Below are 15,061 nucleotides of genomic sequence, written 5' to 3'. Positions count from 1 at the left end.
AGCACCGGCCCAGACTGTCATGTGCATGACGTTTCAACAGCCCGGCGGTCTCGCCACCGTTCGACGCGTTCCCGGAACCACCGCTCGATCCACCGCACTTGGTCCGTGACGGCCGACGCGCACCACCGCCGGCCGCACCCCCCACCTCGCGCCGGGCGCCTTCGCGCGTGCCCGGCACCCGGCACCGAAAGCAATGGATGGGAGAACCATGAAAGCCGGTCTACTGGTGAGCGGAGCGGTCGCTGCTCTGTTCGCCTCCGCGCTGCCCGCGCAGGCCAGCCCGTCGGGCATCACCGACCCGCCGCCCGACAAGATCGTCATCGACGTCGCGACCGTCAACGGCTCGGGATGCCCCCTGGGCACCGCCGCCGTCGCCGTCTCGGAGGACAACACCGCCTTCACCGTGACGTACAGCGAGTACCTGGCCCAGGTGGGCGGTGACTCCTCGCCGACCGCGTCGCGCAAGAACTGTCAGCTCAACCTCGTCGTCCACGTCCCCCATGGCTTCACCTACGCCGTCGCCAGCGCCGACTACCGCGGCTACGCCTCGCTGCAGGCCGGCGCGAGCGGTACGGAGAAGGCCTCGTACTACTTCCAGGGGTCGCCGAGCACCGCCTCGCGGTCGCACACGTTCCGGGGCCCGTACGAGGACAACTGGCAGGCCACGGACGAGACCGACTGGGCACAGCTGGTGTGGGCGCCCTGCGGGGTGCAGCGGAACTTCAACATCAATACCGAGCTCCGCGTCAGCGCGGGCGCGTCGGCCCCCGCGGCGACGAGCTACATGACCATGGACTCGACGGACGGTGACATCAGCACGATCTACCACCTGGCGTGGAAGGAGTGCCCCGGACGCTGACCGGGAGAACGGACCACCGCGAAGGCCCCGGCCGGGCATCCCCCTCCCGGCCGGGGCCGTCCGGTCCGTCGGACCGGGCGTCAGCGTTCCTTGTCCGGACCGTCCGCCGTTCCCTCGGCGCCGGGCTGTTCGGCCGCCGCCGGATCGAGCAGCCGCATCAGGAAGTTGCGCGTCCGCTCGTGCTGGGGATTCCCCACGACCTGCTCCGCCGGGCCCTGCTCGACAATGACGCCGCCGTCCATGAAGACCACCCGGTCGGCGACCTCCCGGGCGAAGCTCATCTCGTGCGTGACGACCATCATGGTCATCCCCTCGGCGGCCAGCTGGCGCATGACCGCGAGGACGTCGCCCACCAGCTCCGGGTCGAGCGCCGAGGTCGGCTCGTCGAAGAGCATGACCTCGGGGTCCATGACCAGCGCGCGGGCGATCGCCACCCGCTGCTGCTGACCGCCGGACAGCTGCGCGGGATACGCGTCGGCCTTGTCCGCGAGACCGACCCGCTCCAGGTTGCGCCGGGCCACCTCGGCGGCCCTCGCCTTGTCCCGGCGCAGCACGCGCCGCTGGGGCAGCGTCAGGTTCTCCGTCACGTTCACGTGCGGGAAGAGGTTGAACTGCTGGAAGACCATGCCGATCCGGCGGCGTACCGCGTCGATGTCGACATCGAGGTCGGTGACCTCGGTGCCGCCGACGAAGACCTGGCCCTTCGTCGGCTCCTCCAGCAGGTTCACGCAGCGCAGCAGCGTCGACTTCCCGGACCCCGAGGGGCCGATGACGCAGACCACCTCGCCCGCCGCGATGTCGAGGTCGATGCCGCGCAGAACCTCGTTGTCGCCGAAGGACTTGTGGAGCCCCCGGATCTCGATCTCGGGACGGCCCGTGGCGCTCATGCTCCCGCTCCCCGCCTGTGTCGGCTTCTTGGGCATCCGTTCCTCACTTCGCCCTGTCGGCGCGGGCTTCGAGGCGGCGCACCACGAAGCTCAGCGGCACGGTCACCAGCAGATAACACAGGCCGGCGACCAGGATCGGTGTGGAGTTGGCCGTCTGGCTCGCCAGGTCCCGGCCGAACTTGGTCAGTTCGCGTTCCTGCAGCGTGACGCCGAGGAACAGCACGAGCGACGAGTCCTTGAACAGCAGCACCAGCTCGTTGGTCAGCGGCGGGATCACGATGCGGAACGCCTGCGGGATGATCACCGAGACCATGGCCCTGGCGTGCGAGAAGCCCAGCGAACGGGCCGCCTCCATCTGTCCCTTGGGCACCGCCTGGATGCCCGCCCGGATGGTCTCCGCCATGTACGCGGCAGCGACCAGGCCGAGGCCGAGGGCGACCTTTCCGTACGTACCGCCCGGGATCTCCGTGCCGGGGAAGGCGAGCGGGACCGCGACACCGACGAAGATGAAGATCAGCAGCGCCGGCAGTCCGCGGAAGATCTCGATGTAGACACCCGCCACCCACCGGTAGGGGGCGACGGACGACAGCCTCATCAGCGCGATGACCAGTCCGAGGACCAGACCGAAGACGAAGCCGGACACGGTGTAGACCACCGTGTTGCGCAGCGCGATGGTGATGATGTCCGGGAACAGTTCCTCGGCGAGGGCCTTCTGCGCGAACTGGTTCTGCAGGCGGTCCCAGTCGGCGAGCACACCGATGACGACCAGGACCGCCACGAACAGCGCGTACTGAACGCCCTGCGAGACCCTGCGCCGCTGGCGCCGGGTGAGACGTGAGGTCACGAGCCGTCCTTGGGCAGCGGACCGATCCACTGCTCGTACAGCTCGTCGTACGTGCCGTCGGCACGGGCGTCGTTGATCGCCTTGTCGATCGCCGCACGCAGCTTGTCGTTGCCCTTCTTCACCGAGAAGCCGTACTGCTCACCGGTCTCGATGTTCTCCCCGAGGACGAACTGGGCGGCGTTCGCCTTGTCCTTCAGCCAGCCCTGGACGACCGGGTAGTCGATGACGACGGCGTCGACCTGACCGGTGCGCAGGCCGTTGAGGACGGCGTCGGAGCTCTCGAAGGCGACGGGGTCGAAGCCCTCGCTCTTGGCGTAGCTCTCGCCGGTGGTCTCGGCCTGCGCGCCCAGCTTCTTCTTCTGCGACTTGATGTCGGCGAGCGTCTTCACGCCGCTCTTCTTCGTGGCGAGCAGCGCCTGGGTCGCGTCGAAGTAGGGGACGGAGAAGTCCACGTTCTTCTTGCGCTCGTCGGTGATCGTCATACCGGCAGCGGCGAGGTCGCATTCGCCGGAGTTGAGGAAGGCGCCGGTCTTGAAGTTCTCGAACGGGGTGTCGAGAATCTTCTGCTCCACCTTGAGGTTCTTGGCCACGAGGTCGACCAGGGCGACGTCGAAGCCGACGATCTTCCCGTCCTGCTCGAACTGGAACGGCGGGTAGGGCAGGTGCGTGCAGGTGGTCAGCTTGCCCTTCTCGACCACGGGGACGCCCCCCGCCGCCTCACCGGGCCCGTCGTCGGAGGAGGTACAGCCGACGGCGAGGAACATGCCGGCCGCCACGGCACCTGCGGTGACGCGGAAGCGGAAGCTGCTTCGGTGGGTGCGGTGTCCGCGGACCGTCCCGAACACGGTGACCTCCAGGGGTATGGGGCTGGCGACCGCCAGAGCGCGGCCGCCCGCCGTGATCGTAAGCCAACCGGGCCCTGTCGTGTCGCAGCAGTCCACGACGCGTTCGCCGCCCGGGCCGGCGGGCGGTCGCACGTGCCGGTCCCCGTGGCCCGTCCGTGTCGCCTACGCTGAGCCGCGGCAGGCCACATGGCAAGCGGAACGAGCGGCGAGGGGGCGGGGATGCGCGAGCGCACGCACCGGGCCCTCGCGGCGGCCCTGCCGTCCGTGCTCGTCGGCGTCCTGTCGCTGCTCCTGTCACTCGCCGGTACGGCTCCGGGCCTGCAGACCGCGTCGCCCGGCCCCGCCGCCCGCGCGATGCCCGCGGCAGCGCAGCAGTTCCCCGCGGTCGCGCGGGCGGGAGCGGGCGGCGCCGAGACCGTACGGGCGGTCCCGTCGGCACCCCCCGGGCCCGAGAAGGCGGTGCAGCACGACGCGGCCGCCGAGCACTCGGTGCGGCTGTCCGGCGCTCCTCCGCTGCTGACCGGTCCCGTGACCGCCGTGCAGCCCCTCCCGCTGCGCGGGGGTCTGACGGCCGGACCACGTCAGGAGCGCGCTCCGCCGCGCGACGCGTACGACCCGCGGCACACCCGCGGACCTCCCTCCACCCGGCACAGCTGACGTTCCCGCGCCCGCCGTTCCGGGGCGCCGCGGCCTGCCCGCGTCACCCCGGACACGAGGCGCCCTTCCCTGTGTCCCCGTCCGCCGGCGCGGGCGTACGCCACCGAGCGGCGCGCCCCGGCCCCGCGGACCGTATGTGGAGCCTTCATGTCATCTCGCCGTACCACGTTGTGGCGTGCGCTGATCGCGCTCGCCGTCGTCGCCGTCTCCCTCGGCGTCGCACTCACCACCCCCGCCCGCCTCGGACTCGATCTGCGCGGTGGCACCCGGATCGTCCTGGAGACCGAGGACTCCCCCACCGTCCGTGCCGACGCGGCGGCGACCGACCGCGCGCTGGAAGTGCTGCGCCGCCGCGTCGACGGTCTCGGCGTCGCCGAACCGTCCCTCGCCCGCTCCGGGGAGCGGCGTATCGTCGTCGAACTGCCCGGGGTGCGGGACCCCCGCAAGGCAGCCGAGGTCATCGGCCGCACCGCCCAGTTGACCTTCCACGCCGTCACCGGGGCGGCGTCGGGACCGGCGAACCGCCCCGCGGCGGACGGGTCGCGCGTCCTCGCCGACCCCGACACGCCCGGCGGCCATCTGCGGCTCGGCCCCACGGCGCTGACCGGTGACGGCGTCGAGGACGCCGAGGCCGTACTCGACACCCAGACGGGGCGCGGCTGGAGCGTCGATCTGTCGTTCCGCGGCGACGCGGGCGAGACCTGGGCACGCCTGACGGGCGAGGCCGCGTGCGCGGCGCCGGCGGATCCGGCCCGGCGCGTGGCGATCGTGCTGGACGACCGGATCGTGTCCGCGCCGGGCATGCAGAACAGCGTGCCGTGCGGGACGGGCATCACCGGCGGCTCGGCGCAGATCAGCGGCGGCTTCGGCGCCGCCGAGGCGCGCGATCTGGCGGCGCTCGTCAAAGGCGGGGCCCTGCCCGTACCCGTGACGACGGTCGAGCAGAGCACCGTGGGACCGACGCTCGGCGCCGAGGCGATCCGGGCGAGCGCGCTCGCCGCCGTGATCGGCCTGGTCTGCACCGGCCTGTTCATCATCGTCGTGTACCGCCTGCTGGGTCTCCTCGCCACCGTCGCGCTCGCGCTGTACGGGCTCGTCTCGTACGCCGCCGTCGTGGCACTCGGCGCGACCCTCACGCTGCCGGGCCTGGCCGGGTTCGTCCTCGCGATCGGCATCGCCGTGGACGCCAACGTGCTCGTGTTCGAAAGGGCCAGGGAGGAGTACACGCGTCCCGGAGGCCTGCGGGCCAAGGGGTCCCGCGATCTGCGCCCGCCCCTGCGGACCGGGTTCGCCAAGGCGTGGAGCGCGGTTGCCGACTCGAACGTGACGACGCTGCTCGCCGCCGGTCTTCTCTTCGCGTTCGCCACCGGCCCGGTCAAGGGCTTCGGCGTCACCCTCGCGATCGGTGTGCTGGCCTCCATGGTCTCCGCCATGCTGATCACCCGGCTGCTCGCCGAATGGGCGGTGCGCACGTCCTTCGTGCGCCGGCGGCCGGCTCTCACCGGGATGGCGACCACCGGGCGGCTGCGGGCGCGACTCGCGCGGCGTACGCCCCGGCTGATGCGGCACCGGCGGCGCTGGCTCGGCCTGTGCGCGGGTGCGCTGCTGCTCGCCGTCGGCGGGGTCGGTGTGCGCGGGCTGGAGTTCGGGGTCGAGTTCACCGGCGGACGCAGCGTGCAGTACGCGGCCGAGCAGCCGGTGGACGCGGACGCGGCACGCGCGGCCGTGGTCGAGGCCGGTTTCCCGCAGGCGGTGGTGCAGAAGACCGGTGAGCACAGTGTGTCCGTCCGCACCAAGGAGACGGGCGACCGGCAGCAGGAGCGGATCCGCACGGCGCTGGAGGGGCCGGCCGGGCACGTCACGGTGGAACGGGACGATCTGGTCGGCCCCAGCCTCGGCAGCGAGCTGCGCACGCACGCGCTGATCGCCCTGGGCGTCGCGGTCGCGGCCCAACTGATCTACCTGAGCGTGCGGTTCCGGTGGACCTTCGCGACGGCGGCGGTCGTCGCGATGGTTCAGGACGTGCTCCTGGTGGTGGGGCTCTTCGCCTGGCTGGGCAGGCCGGTCGACAGCGTCTTCCTGGCGGCGCTGCTCACCGTGGTCGGCTACTCGGTCAACGACACGGTGGTGGTGCTCGACCGGTTGCGCGAACTGCGCCGTACCGGCACGTCACTTCCCTGGGCGGACCTCGCGGACCGGGCGGTGGCGCAGACCCTGCCGCGTACCGTGAACACGGGTATGGGGGCGCTGTTCGTGCTCGTCGCGCTCGCCGTCCTCGGCGGCGACTCGCTGACCGACTTCTCCGTGGCGCTGCTCGCCGGCGTCGTGGTGGGGATGGCGTCCACGGTGTTCACGGCCATGCCGGTGACCGTGATCCTCCAGTCCCGCCGCCCGGAGCGGTCCCGCTCGGCCGGGCGTCCGCGCGGCGGGCGCCCGGCTCGTTCCGGCGATCGCAGCGGGGCGGTCGTCTGACGATCGGTGATTCGCGGGGAGCGGCCCGGCTCATGGGCCAAACGGACGGATGTCGCGGTGGGACAACCCCGTTGAGCCGGGCGGCCTTCGCGGTCGCGCCCCCGGGGGTCGGCCGGTGCGGACCCGGGCCGCCGGACGGGTCCTACTGGCGCGCCGCCTCGCGCAGGGCACGCAGCAGGCCGTTCAGCGCCGGGCCCGCCGGGTGGGAACGGCGGACCACGGCGTGGACCGCGCGCACCGGCTCGGGACCGCGGACCTTGCGCACCACGACTCCGGGGTGGCGGCCGCCGATGCCCATGACCGGCATCAGACTGATGCCGAGTCCGGCGGCGACGAAGCCCTGAGCCGTGGCGTAGTCCTCGCTGTCCACCACGAAGCCGGGGGTGAACCCGGACCTGGTGCCGGTCGTCTCGGTCGCGCTCGGCGCGCTCGTGCTGGACGAGGAGCTCGGCGCACGGATGGTGGCGGCCTGGCGGTGGTGCTGGTGGGGGTCGCCCTGACCCGCAGGCAGGCCCCTGCGGGTCCGGCCCGGCCGGACGACGTGGCGCAGGGACGTGGCTCCCGGCCCGGTGCGCTGAAGAGCGGTCGTGGGTGAACTCCCGGGCCGTCAGCCGGTGGACATACCCTCGGCCGTGAGCGCGAGGGCGTCGAGGACCGGGCGGATCAGCGGATGGCTCTCCGCGCCGCGGCGCACCGCGGCGAACACACGGCGCGTGGCGGCCGGTCCCGACACGGGCCGGACCACGGTGTCGCTCAGCTCCATCCCGCGCAGTGCCGAGCGCGGCACGAGGGCGACTCCGGCTCCCGCGCCGGCGAGGGCGACGACGGCACGGAAGTCGTCCGACAGGTGTACGAGCCGGGGCTGGAAGCCCGCCAGTTCGCAGGCGAGCAGCACCATGTCGTGGCACGGGTTGCCGGGATAGGGGCCGATCCAGTCGCTGTCACCGAACTCCGCCAGCTCGACCTTGTCGCCGCCCGCCAGCGGATGGTCGGCGCGCAGCACGGCGTCGAACGGCTCGGCGTACAGCGGAACCCTGGCCAGCCGCCGGTCGTCCGCGCCGGGAGCGCCCCGGTACTCGACGGCGACCGCGAGATCCGCCTCGCCGTCGAGGACCAGCGGCAGGCTCTCGTCGCCCTCGGCGTCCCGTACGCGCACGCGGATGCCGGGGTGCTCGGCCGCGAGGCGCCCTATGGCCGGTGCCACCACCTCCGCGATGCCGGTGGCGAACGCGGCGACGGTCACCTCGCCCGCTGCCCCGCCCGCGTACGCGGCGAGCTCCGCCTCGGCACGCTCCAGCTGGGCGAGGACGGCGTGGGTGTGGGCGAGGAGGATCTCTCCCGCGGCCGTGAGAGTCACTCCCTTGCCGCTGCGGATCAGCAGGGTGTGGCCCGTCTCCTGCTCCAGCGCGTTGAGCTGCTGGGAGACGGCGGAGGGGGTGAGGTACAGCGCGGAGGCCGCGGCGGTCACCGTACGGTGGTCCGCCACGGCCCGCAGGATGCGCAGCCGTCGGGGGTCGATCACCCAGCCATTTTGCCAGGTCTGCCGGCCCCCTCCGGTGGTCAGCCCTTCAGCGCCCGGCGGGCGTCGGCGAACGCGGCGACGGCGCGCTCGACGTCCTCGGTGGAGTGCGCGGCGGACAGCTGGACACGGATGCGTGCCTGGCCCATCGGCACCACGGGGTACGAGAAGCCGATCACGTACACGCCGCGCTCCAGCAGCAGCTCGGCCATGCGGCCCGCCTCCGCGGCGTCGCCGATCATGACCGGCGCGATGGCGTGGTCGCCGGGCAGGATCTCGAAACCGGCCTCGGTCATCTTCGTGCGGAACAGCTTGGTGTTGGCCGCCAGCCTCTCCCGCAGGTCGCCGGCCGACTCCAGCAGGTCGAGGACCTTGAGGGAGGCGGCGGCGATCACCGGGGCGAGGGAGTTGGAGAACAGGTAGGGCCGGGAGCGCTGGCGCAGCAGCTCGACGATCTCGGCGCGGGCGGCGACGTAGCCGCCGGACGCGCCGCCGAGCGCCTTGCCGAGCGTGCCGGTGACGATGTCGACGCGGTCCATCACGCCGTGCAGTTCGGGGGTGCCGCGGCCGCCGGGGCCCACGAAGCCGACGGCGTGCGAGTCGTCGACCATGACCATGGCGTCGTAGCGGTCGGCGAGGTCGCAGATCTCGGCGAGCGGCGCGACGTAGCCGTCCATGGAGAAGACGCCGTCCGTGACGATGAGACGGCGGCGGGCGCCGCCCTCGACGGCCTTCTTGAGCTGAAGCTCGAGGTCGGCCAGGTCGCGGTTGGCGTAACGGTGGCGGCGGGCCTTGGACAGCCGGATGCCGTCGATGATCGAGGCGTGGTTGAGGGCGTCGGAGATGACGGCGTCCTCGGGGCCGAGCAGGGTCTCGAAGACTCCGCCGTTGGCGTCGAAGCAGGAGGAGTAGAGGATCGTGTCCTCCTGGCCGAGGAACGCCGACAGACACTGCTCGAGCTCCTTGTGGATCTCCTGGGTGCCGCAGATGAAGCGGACCGAGGCCATGCCGTATCCCCAGCGGTCGAGCGCGTCCTTCGCGGCGGCGACGACGTCGGGGTGGTCGGCGAGACCGAGGTAGTTGTTGGCGCAGAAGTTGAGCACGTCGCCGGGGGCGCCGCCGGCCGTGACGGCGACGGACGCGCTCTGGGGGGTGCCGATGACCCGCTCGGGCTTGAAGAGACCGGCGTCGCGGATCTCGTCGAGGGTGGCGCGGAGGTCGTCGCGGACGGACGCGTACATGAGGGTTCTCCTTGAGGCGGTGACTCGGTGCGAGAGCGGGACTCAGACGGTCCAGTCGAGGATGATCTTGCCGCTGCGGGCGGTCGCGGCCTCGTCGAAGGCCGCGTCGAAGTCCTGGTAGCCGTAACTGCCGGTGATCACGGGGGTCAGGTCGAGGCCGCCCTCCAGAAGCACGGTCATGGCGTACCAGGTCTCGAACATCTCGCGGCCGTAGATGCCCTTGATCGTGATCATCGAGGTGACGATCTTCGACCAGTCGACGGCGAACTCCTGCGCCGGCAGCCCGAGCATCGCGATCCGGCCGCCGTGCGTCATGTTGTCGACCATGTCCCGCATCGCCTCGGGCCTGCCGGACATCTCCAGACCGATGTCGAAGCCCTCCTTGAGACCCAGCTGCCGCTGGGCGGCGGCGATGTCGGTTCGGGAGACGTTCACCGCGAGGGTGGCGCCGGCCTTCCGGGCGAGCTCCAGGCGGGACTCGCTGACATCGGTGATCACCACGTTGCGCGCGCCCGCGTGCTTGGCAACGGCGGCGGCCATGATGCCGATCGGGCCCGCGCCCGTGATCAGCACGTCCTCGCCGACGAGCGGGAAGGACAGAGCCGTGTGCACGGCGTTGCCGAACGGGTCGAAGATGGCGGCGACGTGCAGGTCCACCGCCGTGCGGTGCACCCACACGTTGGAGGCGGGCAGCGCGACGTACTCGGCGAAGGCTCCGTCGCGGCCCACGCCGAGACCGATGGTGCTCCGGCACAGATGGCGTCGGCCCGCCAGGCAGTTGCGGCACTTGCCGCACACCAGGTGCCCCTCACCGCTGACCACGTCACCGACGGCGATGTCCGTCACGTCGGCGCCGACCGCCGCGACCTCGCCCACGAACTCGTGGCCCAGGATGCGCGGCGTGGTGACGGCCTGCTGCGCCCATCCGTCCCAGGACCTGATGTGCAGGTCCGTGCCGCAGATGCCGGTGCGCAGCACCTTGATGAGCACGTCGCCGGGGCCGGTCTCGGGCTCCGGCACGTCCATGAGCCACAGTCCGGGCTCGGCGTGCTGCTTGACAAGTGCCTTCATCAGGGCGGCTCCAGGCAGGGTGACGGGACTGGCCGGATACCGAAAATACGGCCCCGCTCAGTGGACGCGCTCCAATCTGCCCAGCTCGGAGCGTCGCGTCCATCGATGTTTTCTTAAGCGGGCCCACAGGCCAGCTTCATGCGCCCGCGATCCGCACACCGAGCCGGTGCGGGGTGGTGAGCACCGCCGGTCGCTGCTCCCGCTACGGCAGCGGCTCACGTCTGCGGCTGCCGCTTTCGGCGGCGGAGGCGGTCGAGGAGGGTGCGGGGGGTGCGTCGCGGCAGGGGCAGTGTCGAGGGTCGCCGGGTCGGGCGGCCGGGGGCCGCGTGCCGCGGCCGGCGCCCGGCCGGGCGCGGCACGCCCGCAGGCACGACGGCGTCGTGGGGCACGTCCGGCGACTGGGCCATCGGCCGTGCGGCCGGCGCGGGCCTGGGCGCGGGGCTCGCCTGGCGTGCCTCGCGCAGTGCCTCGGCCAGGCTCACCCGGTGCCACAGAATCTCGTCGGGGTGGTCCGCGCGCAGCAGGCGGTCCACCAGATCACGGTCTGCCGGGGATTGGGGTCTGCCGCCGGGCAGCAGGTCGGGCCGGAGCACGCGCAGGTGGGACCGCTCGTAGGGGTCGGGGACCACCTCGGCGACCGACACCGGGTCGAGCACCGCCGCGACGGCAGCGGCACGCACCCAGGGGTCCGCTGTGGACCGCAGCAGGAGTCCCAGCTTCCGGCCTCGCCAGTTCCGCGGGCGGCGGTCCTCGCCCGCCTCGAGCGCCGCCCGCACCGCGGGCGGCGTCCGCCCGGTCAGCAGTTCGGCGTGGTCGTGGGCGAAGTCGCGCAGTTCGCAGGCGAGATACAGCCAGACGACGGCCCGGTAGCGGTTGAGGTAGAAGCGCACCGGGACGAAGTGGCCCGTGCGGGCGAGACCGGTGAACCGGTGGCCGGTGATCGCGAGGAGCTCGGCGGCCTCTCGGGTGCCGACCGTCCTGACGCGCTCCCGCAGCACGTCCGGGAAGCCCTCGGCCGCCCGAAGCCGGTCGATCTCGGATCGGGCGATCCTGGGCGGCCCCCCGCTCGCATCCGGTGTCGAGCGCACTTGGCCCAGCTGGACGGCGAGGTCCAACTCGCCGCGTTTCAAGCCCAGCTCTCCTGCCGCCCGGCTCAGCGCGAGGCTCTGCGCCGCCGCCTGTGCCGTGCCGTGTGCCACCGCGTCCCGAACTCCGCACCGTGGCGCGTACGTCGTGTCCGCTGCCGCGTACGACGGCGAGTCCTGTGTGGTCATCTTGGTCTCCCCCGTAGAGCGTGAATACTCCCGGTGATGACCGTAGCCCTCGGCCGCGATCTCCCGCCGAGCCTGTGGATAACCCTGTCTTCGCAGGTCAGACGGGGTTGCCCGGCTGGCGCGCATCGACACCGAGGTGCTCGCCGACCCGGTTGACCATCAGCGTCATCTCATAGGCGACCTGGCCCACGTCGGCCTCGGCGTCGCTGAGCACACACAGGCAACTGCCTTCGCCCGCCGCGGTCACGAACAGCAGTGCCTCGTCGAACTCGACCATGGTCTGACGCGGCTGGCCGGCCCGGAAATGACGCCCGGAACCGCGGGCGAGGGAGTGCAGGCCGGAGGAGACCGCCGCCAGGTGCTCCGCGTCCTCACGCGCCAGGCCCGTGCTCGCGCCGGTTACCAGGCCGTCGTTGGAGAGCACAAGTGCGTGCCTTATGTGGTCGATCCGCTCGGTCAAGTCGTCCAGCAGCCAGTCGAGTCCCTTGTCCAACGCCATGGCCGGCCCCTCCCCGCTCGTACGCCCCGTGGTCTCGTTCGCACGTAAGCCTTTCGCACGCGTGCGCCCACGGCAAGGCTGCGCCCGCGGCGAGGTGCCGTCGCCGGCGACCGCTGCGCGACGGTGCACGGGCGGTCATCCGACGGAGTCCAGCATCCGGGCGGTGTACACCCGGCCCGCGTACTCGACGAGCCGGACCAGGACCTCCTTGCCGGAGTCGCGGTCTCGCGCGTCGCACAGGACGACCGGCGTGCCCTGGTCGAGATCGAGCGCGCGGGAGACCTCGTGGGCTCCGAAGGAGCGCGCCCCGGGGAAGCAGTTGACGGCGACGACAAACGGGATGCGGCGGTGCTCGAAGTAGTCGACGGCCGGGAAGCAGTCGCTGAGCCGCCGGGTGTCGGCGAGGACGACCGCGCCGAGCGCGCCCTGGGACAATTCGTCCCACAGGAACCAGAAACGGTCCTGACCCGGGGTGCCGAACAGGTAGAGGGTCAGCCCCGACCGGATCGTGATGCGGCCGAAGTCCATGGCGACGGTCGTGGTCGTCTTGCGGGCGACACCCTCGGTGTCGTCGACGCTGCTCCCGGCCTCGCTGAGCTGTTCCTCCGTGCGCAGTGGCCGGATCTCGCTGACCGCTCCGACCATTGTGGTCTTGCCGACGCCGAAGCCGCCTGCGACCAGGATCTTCAGCGTGAGGTCGACGGATTCCCCGGCGTTGGTGTCAGTGGTGGTGGAGGACATCGGTCGTTTCTCCCGGGACGGACGGGCAGGGTGGGATCGAGTGGGGTGGCATGAGGACGGGCGGGCGGCGCGTTCCCGGCCCGGGACGGAAGCGGGCGGTGGGTTGCGCGGGACGATCGGCGCGCGCACCGCGTGGGCGGGCGCAGCGGATATTTCGCTGGCGGCCGCGGCGGCGGCCGACGATGATCCCGGCATGCGCGCCTTCCTGGAGACCGGCCGTCTGACGCTGCGACCCTTCCGCGACTCCGACGCGGACGACGTGCTCGCCCTCGACAACGACCCCGAGGTCATGCGCTACATCAACGGCGGTGCGCCCACCACCCGCGCGGAGGTGCTGCGCGAGACGATGCCGGCTCTCCTGCGGCACTACGCCTGCCTGGACGGCCCGGCGGGCGTGGAGGGCCGTGGGTACTGGGCGGCCCAGGACCGGGGCTCGGGCGCCTTCCTCGGCTGGTTCGAGTTCCGCCCGCTGCGCGCCGACAGCTGCGACGAGGTCGAGCTCGGCTACCGCCTCGACCGCCGGGCATGGGGCGGCGGGCTGGCGACCGAGGGCTCCCGGGCGCTGATCCGCCTGGGCTTCACCGAGTTGGGAGTGCTGCGGGTGACCGCCAACACGATGACCGTCAACGAGCGCTCGCGGCGCGTGATGGAGAAGGCGGGGCTCCGCTACGTGAGGACCTTCTTCGAGGAGTGGCCGGACGCGATCGAGGGCTCGGAGCTGGGAGACGTCGAGTACGCCGTCACCAGGGCGCAGTGGCGGGACGGCCGGGGCGGCTCCGAGTGAGCGGCCGTGTCCGTACGCGTACCGGCCGCCGCCCTCACAGGGCACGCAGGCCCTCGATGACCTCACGCAGGATCCTTTCGTCGGGCAGCTGTGCGGGCGGCACGGGGCGGCTGACCCTCACGTGCCCGGCTTCCAGGAGATCGCCGAGGAGCACGCGTACGACACCGACGGGCAGGTCGGCGTCGACCGCGAGCTCCGCGACGGACTGCTTCTCGCTCCGGCACAGCGCCAGCAGCGTGCGGTGCTCGGGGCCGAGGAGCGATTCCTCCGCCGAGCCGGTCGCGTCGTCGTCCACGACGACCAGGGCGATCAGGTCGAAGCGGACGTGGTTCGGTCCCGGTCTGGTCCGCCCGCCGGTCATCGCGTACGGGCGGACGAGCGGTCCCGCTTCCGCGTCGTACCACTGGCTGCCGGTGGGCTCGGCGATGCCGCTCATGGCGTGCTGAGGCGCGCCGGTGTGCGCAGGTGTTCACCGACACGGTTGACGAGGCGGGCCATCTCGTAGGCGATGAGTCCGATGTCCGCGCTGACGGCGGTGAGCAGGGCGAGACAGGATCCGTCACCGGCGGCCGCCACGAAGAGGAAGCCGTCGTCCATCTCGACCATCGTCTGCCGGACGCCGCCGACGTGGAAGTGGCGTCCCGCGCCCTTGGCGAGGCTGTGGAACCCCGAGGCGACGGCGGCCAGATGTTCCGCGTCCTCGCGGCACAGTCCCTCGGACGCGCCGACGGGCAGCCCGTCGTTGGACAGCACCACCGCGTGCCGGACCTCGGCCACGCGCCAGACGAGATCGTCCAGCAGCCAGTCGAGGTCGCCGGATCGGTGATGGGCCACGGCTGACTCGTGCTCGCTCATGCTCGGTCTCCTTCGCTGCCGGGGTGGGGCTGACGGCCCGGGTGGGGATGACGGCCGGGGCGGGGGTCTCCGGCCGGGAAGATCCCGGGGTCTCGGTCCCGCACGAATGCGCGGTCCTGGCCCCGATCCCGCGAGGGCTCGGGTTCCCGGGGCCGGGGCGGCTCGGTGGCGTCCGGGTGCGAGGATCCGGGCGCCGCACCGCCGCCCCTCGCCCAGCCGTTGCGGTACGCGTTCATCCGTTCGCGCACGACGTCGGGACTGCGGTCGGGAGAGCCGTCGGCGGGCGGGCCGGCGGCATGCGGCGGATCCGCCTGCGGCGCCTGCCGCAGCTGGGGTGCCAGGTGGGACTGGCGTACGCGGCGCGGGAGTTCACCCTCGGCGGACGGCGTCGGGACGTCACGCGGGCGCAGCGGGCGGACGGCGGCGGGCGGCGCGGGCCGCTGGTCCCGGACGCCGGCCGACTGCCACCCGGGGGCCGCGGCCCGTGCGCCGGGCCCGGCCGGGGCGTCCGCC

16 protein-coding genes and 1 pseudogene are annotated in these 15,061 nt (G+C 72.5%); 4 read left to right on the top strand and 13 right to left on the bottom strand.

The window, feature by feature from the left end; all coding sequences use genetic code 11:
- Window positions 1–208: 208 nt before the first annotated feature.
- Window positions 209–859, top strand: a complete 651-nt coding sequence (locus HW130_RS22470; RefSeq protein ID WP_177151465.1) for a DUF4360 domain-containing protein — start codon at window positions 209–211, stop codon at window positions 857–859.
- A gap of 80 nt (window positions 860–939) precedes the next feature.
- Here HW130_RS22470 and HW130_RS22465 read toward each other — a convergent pair whose 3' ends face one another.
- From HW130_RS22465 to HW130_RS22455, 3 genes are read right to left on the bottom strand one after another with little or no spacing between them, the layout of a single operon-like run.
- Complete coding sequence (locus HW130_RS22465; protein ID WP_177151464.1) at window positions 940–1,746, bottom strand: amino acid ABC transporter ATP-binding protein; 807 nt, start codon at window positions 1,744–1,746, stop codon at window positions 940–942.
- A 43-nt stretch (window positions 1,747–1,789) separates the two neighbouring features.
- Window positions 1,790–2,620 (bottom strand): amino acid ABC transporter permease, encoded by an 831-nt coding sequence (locus HW130_RS22460; RefSeq protein WP_177151463.1) that lies wholly within the window; start codon window positions 2,618–2,620, stop codon window positions 1,790–1,792.
- On the bottom strand, window positions 2,587–3,354 hold the full coding sequence (locus HW130_RS22455) for an ABC transporter substrate-binding protein (protein ID WP_177151585.1): 768 nt from the start codon (window positions 3,352–3,354) through the stop codon (window positions 2,587–2,589). The genes HW130_RS22460 and HW130_RS22455 overlap by 34 nt, the downstream gene beginning before the upstream one ends.
- A gap of 300 nt (window positions 3,355–3,654) precedes the next feature.
- Between HW130_RS22455 and HW130_RS22450 the strand changes: the two genes are divergently transcribed.
- Both HW130_RS22450 and secD read left to right on the top strand, forming a co-directional pair.
- Entirely contained in the window at window positions 3,655–4,092 is a 438-nt protein-coding gene (locus HW130_RS22450; RefSeq protein WP_177151462.1) for a hypothetical protein, read from the top strand.
- Window positions 4,093–4,239: 147 nt separating this feature from the next.
- Entirely contained in the window at window positions 4,240–6,564 is a 2,325-nt protein-coding gene (gene secD, locus HW130_RS22445) for a protein translocase subunit SecD (protein WP_177151461.1), read from the top strand.
- A gap of 142 nt (window positions 6,565–6,706) precedes the next feature.
- Here the strand turns inward: secD and HW130_RS36095 are convergent, their stop codons facing one another.
- From HW130_RS36095 to HW130_RS22410, 7 genes are all read right to left on the bottom strand, one after another.
- On the bottom strand, window positions 6,707–6,937 hold the full coding sequence (locus HW130_RS36095) for a LysR substrate-binding domain-containing protein (protein WP_375256571.1): 231 nt from the start codon (window positions 6,935–6,937) through the stop codon (window positions 6,707–6,709).
- 234 nt (window positions 6,938–7,171) lie between these two features.
- Window positions 7,172–8,086, bottom strand: a complete 915-nt coding sequence (locus HW130_RS22435) for a LysR family transcriptional regulator (RefSeq protein WP_177151460.1) — start codon at window positions 8,084–8,086, stop codon at window positions 7,172–7,174.
- A 38-nt stretch (window positions 8,087–8,124) separates the two neighbouring features.
- Window positions 8,125–9,324 carry a glycine C-acetyltransferase gene (locus tag HW130_RS22430; RefSeq protein WP_177151459.1) on the bottom strand — a complete coding sequence of 400 codons (1,200 nt, stop codon included), beginning with the start codon at window positions 9,322–9,324 and terminating at the stop codon, window positions 8,125–8,127.
- Window positions 9,325–9,366: 42 nt separating this feature from the next.
- Window positions 9,367–10,395: an L-threonine 3-dehydrogenase gene (gene tdh, locus HW130_RS22425; RefSeq protein ID WP_177151458.1), complete on the bottom strand. Its 1,029-nt coding sequence runs from the start codon at window positions 10,393–10,395 to the stop codon at window positions 9,367–9,369.
- 215 nt (window positions 10,396–10,610) lie between these two features.
- The gene (locus HW130_RS22420; protein ID WP_256356254.1) at window positions 10,611–11,669 is read right to left on the bottom strand and encodes a DUF6397 family protein; all 1,059 of its coding nucleotides are present in this window, start codon (window positions 11,667–11,669) and stop codon (window positions 10,611–10,613) included.
- Window positions 11,670–11,766: 97 nt separating this feature from the next.
- Entirely contained in the window at window positions 11,767–12,168 is a 402-nt protein-coding gene (locus HW130_RS22415) for a roadblock/LC7 domain-containing protein (RefSeq protein WP_177151457.1), read from the bottom strand.
- Between the two features lie 135 nt (window positions 12,169–12,303).
- Complete coding sequence (locus HW130_RS22410) at window positions 12,304–12,909, bottom strand: ATP/GTP-binding protein (protein ID WP_177151456.1); 606 nt, start codon at window positions 12,907–12,909, stop codon at window positions 12,304–12,306.
- A gap of 193 nt (window positions 12,910–13,102) precedes the next feature.
- Here HW130_RS22410 and HW130_RS22405 point away from each other — a divergent pair, with 193 nt between their 5' ends.
- The gene (locus tag HW130_RS22405) at window positions 13,103–13,693 is read left to right on the top strand and encodes a GNAT family N-acetyltransferase (protein WP_177151455.1); all 591 of its coding nucleotides are present in this window, start codon (window positions 13,103–13,105) and stop codon (window positions 13,691–13,693) included.
- 34 nt (window positions 13,694–13,727) lie between these two features.
- Here the strand turns inward: HW130_RS22405 and HW130_RS22400 are convergent, their stop codons facing one another.
- From HW130_RS22400 to HW130_RS22390, 3 genes and pseudogenes are all read right to left on the bottom strand, one after another.
- Window positions 13,728–14,129 carry a DUF742 domain-containing protein gene (locus tag HW130_RS22400; RefSeq protein ID WP_177151454.1) on the bottom strand — a complete coding sequence of 134 codons (402 nt, stop codon included), beginning with the start codon at window positions 14,127–14,129 and terminating at the stop codon, window positions 13,728–13,730.
- Window positions 14,126–14,548, bottom strand: a complete 423-nt coding sequence (locus HW130_RS22395; protein ID WP_177151453.1) for a roadblock/LC7 domain-containing protein — start codon at window positions 14,546–14,548, stop codon at window positions 14,126–14,128. The genes HW130_RS22400 and HW130_RS22395 overlap by 4 nt, the downstream gene beginning before the upstream one ends.
- Window positions 14,545–15,061, bottom strand: a pseudogene (locus HW130_RS22390) (histidine kinase); the annotation flags it as partial. The gene HW130_RS22395 and the pseudogene HW130_RS22390, both read right to left, overlap by 4 nt.

This window comes from Streptomyces sp. PKU-EA00015 (assembly GCF_013387495.1).
Lineage (GTDB): Bacteria > Actinomycetota > Actinomycetes > Streptomycetales > Streptomycetaceae > Streptomyces.
The sequence above is the reverse complement of the archived record's forward strand: the minus strand, read 5'-3'. Positions and strand labels throughout refer to the sequence as shown.

Coding starts and splice junctions, on each gene's coding strand:
- HW130_RS22470 (WP_177151465.1), top strand. CDS start 209: ATGAAAGCCGGTCTACTGGTGAGCGGAGCGGTCGCTGCTCTGTTCGCC.
- HW130_RS22465 (WP_177151464.1), bottom strand. CDS start 1,746: ATGAGCGCCACGGGCCGTCCCGAGATCGAGATCCGGGGGCTCCACAAG.
- HW130_RS22455 (WP_177151585.1), bottom strand. CDS start 3,354: ATGTTCCTCGCCGTCGGCTGTACCTCCTCCGACGACGGGCCCGGTGAG.
- HW130_RS22450 (WP_177151462.1), top strand. CDS start 3,655: ATGCGCGAGCGCACGCACCGGGCCCTCGCGGCGGCCCTGCCGTCCGTG.
- secD (WP_177151461.1), top strand. CDS start 4,240: ATGTCATCTCGCCGTACCACGTTGTGGCGTGCGCTGATCGCGCTCGCC.
- HW130_RS22430 (WP_177151459.1), bottom strand. CDS start 9,324: ATGTACGCGTCCGTCCGCGACGACCTCCGCGCCACCCTCGACGAGATC.
- tdh (WP_177151458.1), bottom strand. CDS start 10,395: ATGAAGGCACTTGTCAAGCAGCACGCCGAGCCCGGACTGTGGCTCATG.
- HW130_RS22420 (WP_256356254.1), bottom strand. CDS start 11,669: ATGACCACACAGGACTCGCCGTCGTACGCGGCAGCGGACACGACGTAC.
- HW130_RS22415 (WP_177151457.1), bottom strand. CDS start 12,168: ATGGCGTTGGACAAGGGACTCGACTGGCTGCTGGACGACTTGACCGAG.
- HW130_RS22410 (WP_177151456.1), bottom strand. CDS start 12,909: ATGTCCTCCACCACCACTGACACCAACGCCGGGGAATCCGTCGACCTC.
- HW130_RS22405 (WP_177151455.1), top strand. CDS start 13,103: ATGCGCGCCTTCCTGGAGACCGGCCGTCTGACGCTGCGACCCTTCCGC.
- HW130_RS22400 (WP_177151454.1), bottom strand. CDS start 14,129: ATGAGCGGCATCGCCGAGCCCACCGGCAGCCAGTGGTACGACGCGGAA.
- HW130_RS22395 (WP_177151453.1), bottom strand. CDS start 14,548: ATGAGCGAGCACGAGTCAGCCGTGGCCCATCACCGATCCGGCGACCTC.